The sequence below is a fragment of the Pseudomonas sp. Irchel 3A7 genome, from assembly GCF_900187565.1.
Classification (GTDB): Bacteria; Pseudomonadota; Gammaproteobacteria; order Pseudomonadales; family Pseudomonadaceae; genus Aquipseudomonas.
Genome location: NZ_FYED01000006.1, coordinates 312,760 through 326,007, shown reverse-complemented (window position 1 = coordinate 326,007; position 13,248 = coordinate 312,760). Strand labels below are relative to the sequence as shown.

10 protein-coding genes are annotated in these 13,248 nt (G+C 56.9%); 1 reads left to right on the top strand and 9 read right to left on the bottom strand.

All coding sequences use genetic code 11. From position 1 onward, the window contains the following. Positions 1-204: 204 nt before the first annotated feature. The 4 genes from CKW21_RS12710 to CKW21_RS12695 all read right to left on the bottom strand — a co-directional run bounded on the left by CKW21_RS12710 (position 205) and on the right by CKW21_RS12695 (position 6,134). Positions 205-1,842 carry an acyl-CoA synthetase gene (locus tag CKW21_RS12710; protein WP_095194315.1) on the bottom strand — a complete coding sequence of 546 codons (1,638 nt, stop codon included), beginning with the start codon at positions 1,840-1,842 and terminating at the stop codon, positions 205-207. Between the two features lie 133 nt (positions 1,843-1,975). Beyond that, the gene (gcvPB, locus tag CKW21_RS12705; RefSeq protein WP_095194314.1) at positions 1,976-3,532 is read right to left on the bottom strand and encodes an aminomethyl-transferring glycine dehydrogenase subunit GcvPB; all 1,557 of its coding nucleotides are present in this window, start codon (positions 3,530-3,532) and stop codon (positions 1,976-1,978) included. Next, positions 3,529-4,932, bottom strand: a complete 1,404-nt coding sequence (gene gcvPA, locus CKW21_RS12700) for an aminomethyl-transferring glycine dehydrogenase subunit GcvPA (protein ID WP_095194313.1) — start codon at positions 4,930-4,932, stop codon at positions 3,529-3,531. Before gcvPA ends, gcvPB begins: the two co-directional genes overlap by 4 nt. Positions 4,933-4,967: 35 nt before the next feature. Then, the gene (locus CKW21_RS12695) at positions 4,968-6,134 is read right to left on the bottom strand and encodes an ATP-NAD kinase family protein (RefSeq protein WP_095194312.1); all 1,167 of its coding nucleotides are present in this window, start codon (positions 6,132-6,134) and stop codon (positions 4,968-4,970) included. Positions 6,135-6,294: 160 nt separating this feature from the next. Here CKW21_RS12695 and CKW21_RS12690 point away from each other — a divergent pair, with 160 nt between their 5' ends. Then, positions 6,295-6,900: a TetR/AcrR family transcriptional regulator gene (locus CKW21_RS12690; protein WP_095194311.1), complete on the top strand. Its 606-nt coding sequence runs from the start codon at positions 6,295-6,297 to the stop codon at positions 6,898-6,900. A gap of 31 nt (positions 6,901-6,931) precedes the next feature. Here CKW21_RS12690 and CKW21_RS12685 read toward each other — a convergent pair whose 3' ends face one another. The 5 genes from CKW21_RS12685 to CKW21_RS12665 all read right to left on the bottom strand — a co-directional run bounded on the left by CKW21_RS12685 (position 6,932) and on the right by CKW21_RS12665 (position 13,177). Further along, the gene (locus tag CKW21_RS12685) at positions 6,932-7,690 is read right to left on the bottom strand and encodes a cytochrome c oxidase assembly protein (RefSeq protein WP_095194310.1); all 759 of its coding nucleotides are present in this window, start codon (positions 7,688-7,690) and stop codon (positions 6,932-6,934) included. A gap of 57 nt (positions 7,691-7,747) precedes the next feature. After that, complete coding sequence (locus tag CKW21_RS12680; RefSeq protein WP_218274042.1) at positions 7,748-9,817, bottom strand: primary-amine oxidase; 2,070 nt, start codon at positions 9,815-9,817, stop codon at positions 7,748-7,750. Next, the gene (locus tag CKW21_RS12675) at positions 9,818-11,227 is read right to left on the bottom strand and encodes an APC family permease (RefSeq protein ID WP_256590205.1); all 1,410 of its coding nucleotides are present in this window, start codon (positions 11,225-11,227) and stop codon (positions 9,818-9,820) included. Positions 11,228-11,306: 79 nt separating this feature from the next. Continuing rightward, positions 11,307-12,101, bottom strand: coding sequence for an SDR family oxidoreductase UcpA (gene ucpA, locus CKW21_RS12670; RefSeq protein ID WP_095194308.1), 795 nt, complete (start codon positions 12,099-12,101; stop codon positions 11,307-11,309). 77 nt (positions 12,102-12,178) lie between these two features. Further along, positions 12,179-13,177, bottom strand: a complete 999-nt coding sequence (locus CKW21_RS12665) for a helix-turn-helix domain-containing protein (protein ID WP_095194307.1) — start codon at positions 13,175-13,177, stop codon at positions 12,179-12,181. Positions 13,178-13,248 lie beyond the last annotated feature (71 nt).

The window sequence follows — 13,248 nt, the reverse complement described above, 5'->3', positions numbered from 1 at the left end:
TTGATACAGGAGGAGATTGACGGGCCTGGCCTCCCCCGCGCCGATGAACCCTGCGAACGACCAGACGCCGCTGCTCGTTCCCAATAAGGGTCGCCGCGCAGTCGCGTCAGACATGCGCGGCCATGGGGCACGTTATGCCCCTGCCGAATCAGCCTCTATGCACCCCTCCCCATTCGCGAGACGAGACAAGCAAATGGCGCCCGGTCAAAGGCACTCTTTTCCGAGAGCCTTGGCCCAGTCCCGCAGCAAATACTTCTGGATCTTGCCTGTCGAGGTTTTCGGCAACTCGCTGAACACCACGGTTTTCGGCAATTTGAAACCCGCCAGATGTTCACGACAGAACAAGATGATGTCGGCTTCCCGGGTACCCTGATAGTCGTCTTTGAGCTTGATGTAGGCACAAGGTGTTTCACCCCACTTTTCGTCCGGGCGGGCAACCACTGCCGCCTCCAGTACTGCCGGGTGACGATAGAGAACGTCTTCGACCTCGATGGTGGAAATGTTCTCCCCGCCCGAGATGATGATGTCCTTGAGGCGATCCTTGATTTCGACATAGCCGTCCAGGTGACGAACCGCCAGGTCGCCGGTATGGAACCAGCCACCCTCGAAAGCTTCGCGTGTGGCTTCGGGGTTCTTCAAATAACCCTTCATGACCGTGTTCCCGCGCATGAAAATCTCGCCAACACTAGCGCCGTCGAAGGGGACCGGCTCAAGGGTTTGCGGATCGGCAACCATCAGTCCTTCAAGGGTCGGATAGCGCACGCCTTGGCGTGCCTTGATCTTTGCACGCTCATTCAGTGGTTGCTCGTCCCATTGCGCATGCCAGGCACAGACGGTCACTGGGCCGTACACTTCGGTCAGACCATAGACGTGTGTGACCTTGATCCCCATCTCCTCGACCGCGCCGATGACTTTGGCCGGTGGGGCGGCGCCCGCTAGCATGGCGTCGACCGGATGATCGATGGCGACTTTGACCGAGTCAGGCAGGTTGACCAGCCCATTGAGAACAATGGGCGCCCCGCATAGATGGCTGACCCGATGTTCGTGAATCAGCGTGAGAATTTTTTGCGGGTCGACACGGCGCAGGAACACGTGAGTCCCGGCCAGCGCGGTCACCGTCCACGGATAGCACCAGCCGTTGCAATGGAACATCGGTAATGTCCACAGATACACCGGATGGTTTCCCATCGCCCAAGTCATCTGATTGCCCAGGGCGTTGAGGTAGGCACCGCGATGGTGGTAAACCACGCCCTTGGGATTACCCGTGGTGCCGGATGTGTAGCTGAGCGAAATGGCCTGCCATTCATCCTCAGGCCATTGCCAGGCGAACTGAGGGTCGCCTTCGGCGAGGAACGCTTCGTAGTCCAGATCGCTGACTGCGCGGCCTTCGCCGTATTCCGGATCGTCGACATCGATCACCAGTGGTGGATGGGAAAGCAAGCTCAACGCTTCACTGATGACGGCGTGAAACTCACGATCGGTGATCAACACTTTGGCCTCGCCGTGCTCAAGCATGAAGGCAATGGCCTGCGCATCCAGGCGTACATTCAAGGTATTGAGGACCGCGCCGATCATCGGCACGCCGAAGTGAGCCTCGAGCATCGCCGGAATGTTGGGCAGCATGACCGCCACCGTATCACCCTTGCCGATACCGCGTCCGCTGAGCGCACCGGCCAGCCGCCGGCAGCGCTCATAGGTGTGTTGCCAGTTGCGCCTTATGGAGCCGTGGATGACCGCCGGATATTGACCGTAGACAGAGGCAGTACGCTCAATGAAGCTCAGTGGAGAGAGGGCGATATGATTGACTGCCGAGGGCGCCATGCCCGTTTCGAAAATCGACATGAGGTATTCCTGTGGGGAGATCGCCAGCGTGAGCAGCGGTGCTGGAAACCTCCGATGGCTGATTGTTAGCTCTGATCAGGTTTCGATAACGCCCCGCCTGATCGGCGGGACGCTGCAACGGTGGAACATGGGGTCAAGCCGTTTGCTTCTTGTTCTTGCGCAAGAACGACCGCCAGGTCATGGCCCAATGTTGAGGGTCTTCCAGAGGCGCGCTCTTGAGCCTGTGGATTGCCTGGTTATGGGGCGAAGTCTTGACGATCTCCGGGTTGGAATAGGCCTCGTCGGAGATCCGCGCGAGCACCGCGATCCAGGTGTCCAGCGCCTCCTTGCCATACATTTCGCCCGGTTCCGGGGTGAACGGCTCCGGCACCAGCCACGGGTGGTGGCTGCTCCACATTGGATCGATGCCGAAGTCGCTCATACGGTTCTGCACATCGTGGACGTCAACCCCGGTGTCTTCCTTGAGTTGTTCAAGACTGTAGCGCGTCATCTCCATCCGCGGGCTCGTGGCCTCGGGATGTGAACGGGTCACGCCGCGTATCGCCAGCAGACCTTTTTCCATGTAGTTGTTGGCCAGAACCGAGATATCGGACGCTTCCGCCATCCCGGCGGCGCCCATGGCCCGCGACCAGGCATAGGCCTTGAGAATCACCGGGACGTTGCCCCAGAATTCGCGGATCTTGCCGGCGCTCTGCGCACGATCATAGTCGAGGCTGTAACGCTCACCATCGAAAGCGACCACAGGCGTCGGCAGGAATGGCGCAAGTTGCGCCGAACAACCATAGGCCCCCACTGCCGGCCCCCCTACTCCGCTTTTCGGTGCGCCGAATGTCTTGTGCAGCATGAACATGCACGCATCGAAACCGAGCTCTCGCGCACGGATCTTGGTCATCGCGCCGTTGAAGTTGGCGTGATCGTAGAAGCACAAACCACCTGCTTCGTGCACCACCCGAACCCACTCGCGGATTTGCGGGTTGTACACACCCATGTCGTCGGGGTTGTTCACCATCAACGCAGCGGTACGATTGGACACGGCGGCCTTGAGGGACTCGAGCGACGGGTAACCGTTCTCCTCGATCATCAGCGTAATGACCTTGAATCCGGCGGCAGCGGCAGTCGCGGCACTGCTGGGGTGAGTCTGGATCGTGGTAATGATCTCGTCTCGCTGCGCCAGTTCGCCACGGGAAGCATGGTAGGCGCGGGTCACGGCACAACTGGTGTACGCCGCGTCGGCGCCGCCACCTGCCTGGAAAATGAACTGATCCATCCCGGACAGTTCGCACAGAATCTTGTCCATTCCGTGCACCACTTCCAGCGCGCCTTGCAGGGTATCCTCGTCCTGGTAGGGATGAACGTGGGTGATTTCCGGGCGCCAGGCCATCGCCTCGTTGATCTGGGCGTTGTACTTCATGGTGCAGGTGCCGAACAGGCTGATGTTCATCATGCCCAGGGTCTGCTGCGACAGACGCAGGTAGTGATACAACACCTCGGGCTCGGACATTTCCGGCAACGCCGGTTTGCGCGAACGTCGCATGATCGCGGGAATCAGTCCGTCAGCACTGCCAACCGACGCCTGCACGTCGGGCTCGACATCGGAAAAAATCACACCGCGACGGCCGGGATAGCCCATCTCCAGAATGACGGGTTCGCTCCAGACGGGAGCGTGGTATTCCTTGAGTGTTGTGCTCATTGTGCGATTACCTTTTTAAGTGCAGCGGTCAGACGCTGAAGATCGGCCTGTGTGTGAATCTCGGTGACGCAGTAAAGGGCGCTGGCCCCAAGCGCTGGAAAATCCTGTGTCAGGTCTTTGCCGCCGAAGATTCCGAGCGCGAGCAGGCGCTTGTTGAGGTCTTTCACGCTGAGGCCGGTTTCGTCGAAATTCACCACGAACTCCTTGAAGAAGCCGGACGGGAACGTCACACGCACACCCGGAATTTCACCCAGCAGCTTCGCGGCGTAGTGAGCCCGTTGCAGGATGATTTTGCCCACGTCCTCAAAGCCTTTAGGCCCCATCATGGCCATGTAGACAGCATTGGCGATGGCCCACATGTACACCGAATGCCCTGTCCAATCGTTACCCTTGTCACGCAAACCGTAAGACGATTGTTCGAACAGGCTCAGGCCGAAACCGTATTCGCCAGGCTTGGTGGTTTCGGCGATGCTGATAAACAGCGTCGGGTACTGGTGGGCATAGAGTTCTTCGTCGCGGGTCGCAATGAAACCGCTGACACCGCCCCCGCAGTTCATATGCACGCCGAGCGGTTGCGTGGTACCGACCACGATGTCCGCGCCGAAATCGATCGGTGCAGCCAATACACCCAGCGAGATGGGATCGACACCGACGATGACTTCGGCGCCGGCGGCATGGGCAATGGCGGCAATCTCGGCTCCTTGTTGTTCGATCACACCGAAGTAAGACGGGGTTTCGAAATAGACGGCAGCGGTTTGCGCACCGATCGACGCACGAAGGTGATCGAGATCGAGCAACCCCGTAGCCGGGTCATAGTCGACGAGACGCACGACGATGTGGCTCGGCATGTCAATGGGCTCACAATAGTTGCGAATGATCGACAAGCGCTCCGGGTCAATGGCGCGTACCACCGCCACTTCGTTGCGCCCGGTAATGCGTGTAGCCATGCGAATGGCGTGGCCTGCGGCGCAGCCCCAACTGCGCACGGGCAGGCCGACCAGATCCATGTTCAGCAGTTCGCCGAGCTGGCTGCAGAATTCAAACCAGGCTTGATTACGACCATGGTCCGAACTCGGTTCGCCGAAAACCGAGGTCAGCCATTCATTGCGGCGTACCACCTCGTCGCACGCTGCCGGAACGTGATGCTGCCAACAACCGGCCCCCAGAAAGTTGAGGTTCTGCTCGCAAGTCTTGTTCTTCGAAAGCGTACTGACCAGGTGCCGACGAAGTTCGCTTTCATTGAGTGCTGGTGGCAAGTCAATCGGACGTTGCAGTCGATGCTCTTCGGGGATCTGCTGGAACAATTGCTCGATGCTGTCGACACCGATTGAGTCGAGCATTTCCTGTTTGAGGGCAGGAACGGAGTTCGCCATGTAGGGGTGGGCGACATGATTACTCATGGGGTTATCCTCGTTTTTTCGGATGAAACAAATGATCAGGATCGAACCCTGAAAAAGACGGACCGGTCTGGTCCTGTGTGCACACGTATGTGGCCGTTGAGCATGGCGTCGACTTCGGCGTCACCGGTATCGACGCGCAGGCAGCCGGCATCGAGGGAAAGGAGCTTGTCCATCGAGGTGATCACGATGATGTGTTCGCGCCCTGCCCGGCGGATGACCTCGGCGCTGATCTGCTGGTTGCCACGACCGAACAGGCTGCCATGGCCGCCAAGAACGCCGACGATGATGCGGGTCTCGTGCCCCTCCATCAGCCGGATCAACTCATGTTCATTGAGATCGGAGCCAACCAGCGCGCCGTCCATGACCGCGTCTACGCCCAGCAGCGTCGAAGGCAGGCCGAGCTCCGTCATGACGCGCCGTGTCGTGGTACCCGGTCCCAACAGGTACAGGCAGCCAGATTTCATCTGCCTGACAACCTGCCGGGACACGGCGTCGAGTGCCATGTTTTCATTGGCAACGGAACCAGCCTTGGCGTTTTGCGTCAGGTGGCGCTCGTGCGGGCTGCGGGCGTAGCCATAAAGTCGCGCCGACACCTGATCACTGCGTATTGCAGCCTCATCGATGTCCATGACCTCAGCTTCGCGAAAGCGCACCGAGGGTTCTGCGGCAACGAACCGTGCTGCAAGACTTCCAGCATTCTGCGGATTGGTTCCGAACACGGCGGAGTACATTTTCACGCCCGTCGGGATACCCAGGATAGGCACGCGATCGCCGACCATTTCCAGCACATCACGCGCCGTGCCATCGCCCCCTGCGAAAAGGAGCAGGTCGACCGAGGCGTACGCCATGACGAGCGCGGCATTGCGGGTGTCATCGGGACGACTCGTTCCGGGAGTTGTCGTGTAGACGACAATCGGGTCGAGACCTGCAGCGCGCGCCACATCCTCCCCCAAGTCCCCAGAACCGGTCATCAGTCGAAACGGAGTCGCCGAAGCAGCCAGACGCTTGAGCGCGAGCAACGCCCGATCACTGGAGACCGGCCGCGCGCCGCGACGCCTTGCTTCCTGCAGAATCTCGGGTCCATCGGTGCCCTTCAATCCCACTGGCCCGCCCATGCCGGCGACAGGATTGACAATCAATCCGAGGGTTTTCCCCTGGCCTTCGTAAATGAGTGAAATATCGGAATCGCGCTGTTCACGCATTGCTCGGTATCCTGTGCTGAATGGCGAGGCTCCAGAGCCTGAGAGCACACTGCTCAGACTCATTGCATACGCCTCGTATGTCGGACACAATACGACATACGCGATGTATGTCAACTTACATACGTCGCGAATGTCAATTTTTTGATAAGGAACACGATCGATGGCGCAGAAGCGTGCGGAGATGATTGCGGAGACTCGCGGCAAACTGATCAAGGCTGCGCGAGACGCATTTGCTGCGAAGGGTTATGCGGAAAGTTCGATGGACGATTTCACCGCTCAAGCGGGTCTGACCCGTGGTGCGCTGTACCACCACTTTGGCGACAAAAAAGGGTTGCTACAGGCCGTCATCGCCCAGATCGACGGGGAAATGATGGAGCGCCTATCGGTCATCATTGAAGAGGCGAGTACGACCTGGGACGGCTTTATCGATGAATCCATCGCTTACATCAAGATGTCCCTGGAACCGGAAATTCAGCGCATCGTGTTCCTTGACGGGCCGGCGGTGCTGGGCGACCCATCGCAGTGGCCGAGCCAGAATGCTTGCATCCGCAGCACCCAACGCAGCATTCAAAAGCTGATGGATGAAGGGACCATCCGGGTGGTCGACGCCGAGGCAACGGCACGTCTGATCATGGGCGCCCTGCTCGGCGCGTCCTTGTGGATTGCACATGCAGAGGATCCCCAAACGGCCTCCGAGAAAGCAGGCGAGAGTTTCATCGCATTGGCTTGCGGATTGCTACAGCCCGGTAAGTCAGTGAATCAGTAACAAACAGGCGATCGGGCGGCACTCTTTATATTCATGATGGTGCTGCCTCATGCACAGGTAAACGCGGCCCACCGGCGTTGATCGCTAATCGCGGTTTACGGTGCAAAACGCGATCGGCCCACAGCAGAAGCAACGCCGACAAACAGATCAGCGCGCCACCCAACAGCTGGTCCAGTTGCGCGCTCATAGCTGCGGCACCGTGCATGCGCGTCATCGAGTGACCGTGCATGGGATACAGCACAGGGCCGAACAGCAGCACCCCACCCACCAGCACCTGCGGTAACGCCACTGCCAGACTGAAGGACCACTGCTGGCGCAATGGCAAGCCAGCACGCTGGCAATAACGACCCATGACCCGGCACAACCACAGTCCGCTCACGGCCATGGCCCATTTCATCAGCGCATACAACGTGGCATCGTCCATCAGGCTTTGATGCAGTTGCGGCAGCATCCACAGGCCACTCATTGCACCGAAGGCTACCACCACCCCAATGCGAACAGCCCTCCCTTCTGTCCTGAAACCTGCTTCGGCAGGCGACTCTCGGACGGCGGCGAACAATAAGAGAATGGGTGCCAGGTGGTGAATCAACGCGCTTTGCAGGCAGTGCAGCCAGACACTGTGGCGCGCAGCTGCATCCAGCGCAGGCTGCAGGCCAAGCAAAAACACCAGCGCCGCACCGCCCAGCAACAGTGGTTGACGCTTCCAACCTTTGGGTCCCCCGCTCGTCCAGCAAACAAACACGGCAATCACGAGCAACTCCAACCAAACCCAACTCGAGAATCCAGACATGACGACACCCCCAACCCAAACGCCTGAGCGCTTGGGTGTCAGTTGATTAAGGTCTGATCAGGCGTTGTGTTTGCAGCAACTGGCCGGCTGGCCGTCCTGGACACTGGCGTGGTCCCTGCTCGCTGGCAAATCCATGGCCGGGTTGCCGTTGAAGAAGTTATTGGGCTTAAGCTTGAAACCCACGTATTCCACTGGCATCACCGGAAAATCCTCCGGCTTGCAGATGTGGGTGTGGCCGAAGGTATGCCAGACCACCAGATCCCGGTTCTGGATCTCTCGATTGTTTTTCGTGTAGACCGGCAGGCCATCCCCAGAATGCTGGTTGGGGTAATCGCCAGACCCGTAGCGCTCGCCGGGTACGTAAGGGGTCACCCACAGATGCTTGGTGGCAAACCCGGCGCGTCGGCCAAATGAACTGTCCGCCTGGGCGAGCATGACCGGATTGTGCTCGGCCATCAGCTTGTAGCCGGGATGATTGCCGACGGCGTTCTTGACGTTCGGATTGATGATCTTCCAGAAGCGCCCCGTCTGGCCATTGGCTTGCCGTGCCGCATCCAGTTCATGGGTAAACGTGGTCGTCACACTGTCGAAAACGTTCCCCCAGGTATTACCCTCGCCTTGCGGGCGTGACTGGAAATTGGTTTCGGTCACGGAGTTGTGTTCGCCGTCCACCATCATGTGCAAGCGTGCGCTGAAAAAATGCTGGTGGGTCGGTCCATAGAACTCGGGGGTGACCATGCCGCCGCCGCTGGCTGGGCGCAGACCGGGAGCCAAAGCGGCGGTCTGGATGATCCCGGTCAGTTTGGCCTCGAGTTGAATCGTGCCGTCCTGATAGAGGTACCAGAAAAAGCCATAGTCGTAATTGGCCACGGTGCAGAAGAAGCTGATCACCAGGCGCCGGGAGCGACGCATTTCAAACACGCCCGTGCGAAATTCATAGTGCTTCCACAGCGTGCCGTAATCTTCCTCGTGCATGCAGATGGCGTTCTTCATGACAAACGGTTCGCCCTGATCATTGACCGAGGGCACATCGAAATAGCGAATGGCGCCCAGGCAATCACAGCCCAGTTCCAGTTGATTGGCCAGGCGACCGAGCCCGTATTCGCCACCGTCGAAAGCACATTTCCAGTAATGGTTCAGCTCGTTGTCCGAGTAGGGAACGCCCATGTCGGTGACACTGGCGCGATACATGATTGGGCGAACGACACCGCCGTCCTTGTAGCCCAGTTGATGCAGGACCAAGCCTTCACGAGGCGTGAAGCCGACGCGAAATTCCCAGTTCTGCCAACTCACCTTCCAGTCATCCACCGTAAAGCTCACGCCTTCAGGCTGCGTGATGTGCAGCGGCTTGAGCCCCTCGCGCGGCTGGCCCAGGGAAGCTGAGTCGTAGTTGATCGTTGCCTTGGGAATCGGTGTCAGACGGCCGTCATCCAACAGTTCAACCACCTCCCCCTTATTCAGATCGATGATTGCGACCAGCCCTTCGATCGGGTGGGCGTAGCCATTGTCAGTCAACTTGTCGCGGTAAAAAGCGACGCCGCGCATCAGCCGCTTGCCCCGATAACGCTCGTCATCGCCGAAGTGCCCAAATGACCAGGGATCGATCTGTACGTTTTCGATATCGGCATCAGTGAGGCCGCGACGTTTTACGGCCGCACGCCAGGCGGGATCGTTTTGCACGGCATCTACACACAACTCGAACTCCTCAATCATGATCGGTGCATGACCCTGGGTTTCAATGTCCAGTGGCTGCCAATGAATAAGGACCTGGCTGTTTAAATCGACCAGCGCTTCGAAGGTGTTGCCGGTCAGCTTATCCAGCACTAACGCAAATGCCCGCCGAGAAAATGCGCGACCGGGAACATGGGCCAACACTTCTTGCTTATCCGGCTCGGCGAGATGCAAATAGGGGAAGCGGCATTTGTCGTGAAGGTTTTTTTCTCGCTTGAGGATACAACTTGCCAAGGCAAGTTCCTGTAGCGAAAGTGGGTCAAGCGGGTGGGACGCAGTCGTTACTTTAAGAGTTACGTTCATGCTTGGTAAGCTTCCAGTTAAATGGACTTTTTGGGTGTAAGGCAGTCGGAGCAAGAAGAAACGCAGTGCCACAGCGTCTGGCAGGCTGTTCAATCAAATATTTTTTGTTCGACCTTTAATTACACCGTACAAAAACAGCACGACAAAAAGTAATGGCGTTCCATTCACCCAGGCCGATTCACTTCCGGTCAACAGCCCGTAGTTCTCATAGATCAGATAAACAGCCAGACTAAGCCCTGCTAACGCCAGAAGTGGACTGATCAGGACCTTGAGATACCTGCGATCATTGATCTTCTTGAAATGGGCAATGACCGCCAGCGAAATAAACGCCTGCAGTCCAATCAGCCCAAGCGTCGACAACGCCAGGGTGACCGGGAAGAGGAAAACAAAAGCGTCATAACCCAGCGAAGTAGGTACGGCGATGCTTATTGCAACCAACACCGTCACCAAAAGACTCGCATTGGCCGGGGAGTTTCGTCGTGGATGAATATTCGATAGAACACTCGGTAAGTGTTTATCCTTGGCAAGGACATGAACGTATCGAGTTGCAGCATTGTGAAGTGATAACAGGCATGCAAAATTACTGGTGCACAACATGACTGAAACAATGGTCGCGGTCGTTCCTCCGAGGCGTGTCGAGAATAAATTGATGATCAACTCACCTTGAGCCGTTGCTGCTTCGCCCTTGATCGCTTCAACCCCGATGTCGCCGACGATCAACCAGATAATGACAAAGTAGGCGACGGCCACCAGTGCCACGGCCAGGCGAGTGGCACCCGGAATGGATTTTTCCGGCCGCTTGGCTTCCATCGCATAGAGGGCCGCGGACTCGACACCGAGAAACGCTGCCAACGCGACCATCAGTCCAACACCCAACCCCGGCGACGTTATCGCCTCTATCGACACAGCCTCAACAGGAAAAGCGGCGATGCCTTTATCCATGAAAATGGATAGGCCCAGTAAAAACAGCATGAAGAACTCTGCAAGTACCAATGGCACCAGAATCCTGGCGGCGAAATCAATATTCGCTCGGCCCAGATAAGAGGTCAGCGCCATGAACAATACAGTCCAAGACGTCCAGCCAATATCCACGCCAAATGTTTGCAGGGTCAGATTGGTGTAGTAGCCCGACACAATCGCCAAGGCGATAGTAATTGCCACGTAAGAGGCTAATGCGACCCATGCTGCGCCAGTACCGACTCTTGCGCCGAAAACCACCGAAAGATACTTGTAAAACGCTCCTGCACCGGGAATCGCCCGAATCAACTCGCCATAACCTGCCGAGAAACAAACCATCAGAAATCCGGCAATCAGGAACGTCCCGGCAAGCCCGGGGCCGTTGCCAAGCTGAAAACCAATGGGGGCAGCTGTAAGAACGGCACCTAAAGGTGCTGCGGCTGCAATCACCAATAGTGCGATCTGATAAGTACCCAGGTTGCCTTTCAACTTTTCGCCCGTTCGAGGCGTCTCTTCAAGCAGGGACTCGGTTAGCTCTGTCATCATGAATGCTCCACTCTTTTGTTTTTATGGATCACGGAAACGGGTCGATGCAGCAGCGTCCTTGCCGGGAAATGGATGTCTGTTACATCCCAATGCTGACTGTTTCGGGAATAGTGCTGGCGCCATCGATCACGATTTGCGCACCGTTGATGTAACTGGATTCATCGGAAGCGAGGAAAGCCGACAACTCACCGACTTCATCGGGCTTGCCCAGGCGTTTCATTGGAATGGCCGTCGCCAGTTCATCCAGAACCGACTTCGGATCATCCGGGTTGACTTGCCTGGCTACCTGTTCAGCCATCGGTGTCCATATAAAGCCCGGGCAGATGGCATTGACCCGAATGTTATGGGGTGCCATTTCAACCGCCAGGGCCTTGGTGAAGCCGATCAAGGCGGACTTGGACAGCGCATAGGCCACTTCGCCCGGATCAGCGGTCATGTCACCGGTGACGGAAGACATGACCACAACCGCCCCTCCGCCGGATTCGATCATGTGCGGCAGAACCGCACGCGCGGTATGCCACGCACCTTTGACATTGACGTTGATATGCAGATCCAGATCCGCGTCGCTGGAGTCGAGAAACCTGGCGAGACGACAAATGCCGGCATTGCATACCAGTGCATTCAACTTGCCGAACCGTTTCATGCCTTTTTCGGCAATCAGCCGCATGGCCTGCGGATCGGTGACATCACCTACTTGCGCAAGCACTTCCACGCCATATTTGCTTTGAATGTCTGCTGCAACTTCATTGATTGATTCATCGAGATCAACCAGGATCAAGTTGGCGCCGTACTTCGCATAAATAGTGGCGTGAGATTTACCCATACCTTTCGAAGCCCCTGTAATCAAGGCCACTTTTCCGTTTAACTTGCTCATGATTTCCTCCATTTATTGGACAAAACAATCCCGTCACGCCTGGGTAATGACCAGGCATGTCGTTTACACATTACTTATTAGGTGTTCGTCGTCTTGCGGTAGGTTTTCAGTGTTTCAGAAGGCCGCTCACCAAACAGCTCCTTGTAATAGGCGCTGAACATGCCCATGTGCCAGAAGCCCCACTTGGCTGCCACTTCACTGACCAGAGCCGACTGATCGCTTGAGATGAGCTCTGCCCTGACACCGTTCAACCGTATGTAGCGCAGATAAGTCACAGGGCTGATACCCAAAACCTTGTTAAATGCATAATGCAACGAACGGTGGCTGGTTCGCAGTCCTGCGCATAAATCGGTCACCGTTAAAGCTTCACCTTTTCTCGACAGAATATAGTTGCGCGCACTGTCTACAACATGGCGATGGACGAACTGCTCTGCGTGAGACTTCTTCGACACTGGCAGGTCGGCGGTCATGCCAAGAAGGAGCTGCATGATGTCGAAAGTCAGCTGCTTTTTGGCTGACTCTGATTCAAGAATTAGAGGATTGGCCTCGACTGCCCGAAAAAAACTATCGAACCTGTGTCTGAAAGCGGCGCACTTCTCTGGCGAAAGCGAACTGACCTCTTTCGTAAAAGCGATGACATTTCTCTCGTCGAATTCTTCATCCGGCGAATATTTTCTGAAGGCTTCAATATCCACGCAGGCTCCGTAAATATCGGAGTAGCCCGGCGTCTTGAATTTGAGCTCGGAATCCGGGCGCAAAAAGAACACTGAATCAATGCAATCAAGCTCTTTGCCACACCAATAACCATGGCCACGCAGCGAAATGGGAATACCCAAGGCAAATTTGCCAGGGAGCGTCTGCCCATGCTGATCCACCGCCTGGTTCATCACCTCGCGGAAAATCTGCACTCCGCCAACGGAAATTTCAGTGACCGACCCCGCGAATGGCCCTGGGCTTATCTGCAGATACTCTTGCTGCCACTGCGATAAAGAGCTCGCCAATACGTTGGCGTCGGTGACAGCAACGCTCTGTAAACCTGCTGGGTGAGATTTTTGCTGGATCGGTTGTGATCTCATGGCATATCTCCAGGACGCATCAGTGTTCTTTTTATTATTCGAATGGCGGTTTTACCGCCTATCGAGCCTGT

Excerpts from the sequence above, each read along its gene's own strand:
- CKW21_RS12685 (WP_095194310.1), bottom strand. The coding sequence starts at position 7,690 with ATGTCTGGATTCTCGAGTTGGGTTTGGTTGGAGTTGCTCGTGATTGCC.
- gcvPB (WP_095194314.1), bottom strand. The coding sequence starts at position 3,532 with ATGAGCACAACACTCAAGGAATACCACGCTCCCGTCTGGAGCGAACCC.
- CKW21_RS12690 (WP_095194311.1), top strand. The coding sequence starts at position 6,295 with ATGGCGCAGAAGCGTGCGGAGATGATTGCGGAGACTCGCGGCAAACTG.
- CKW21_RS12665 (WP_095194307.1), bottom strand. The coding sequence starts at position 13,177 with ATGAGATCACAACCGATCCAGCAAAAATCTCACCCAGCAGGTTTACAG.
- CKW21_RS12710 (WP_095194315.1), bottom strand. The coding sequence starts at position 1,842 with ATGTCGATTTTCGAAACGGGCATGGCGCCCTCGGCAGTCAATCATATC.
- gcvPA (WP_095194313.1), bottom strand. The coding sequence starts at position 4,932 with ATGAGTAATCATGTCGCCCACCCCTACATGGCGAACTCCGTTCCTGCC.
- CKW21_RS12675 (WP_256590205.1), bottom strand. The coding sequence starts at position 11,227 with ATGATGACAGAGCTAACCGAGTCCCTGCTTGAAGAGACGCCTCGAACG.
- ucpA (WP_095194308.1), bottom strand. The coding sequence starts at position 12,101 with ATGAGCAAGTTAAACGGAAAAGTGGCCTTGATTACAGGGGCTTCGAAA.
- CKW21_RS12695 (WP_095194312.1), bottom strand. The coding sequence starts at position 6,134 with ATGCGTGAACAGCGCGATTCCGATATTTCACTCATTTACGAAGGCCAG.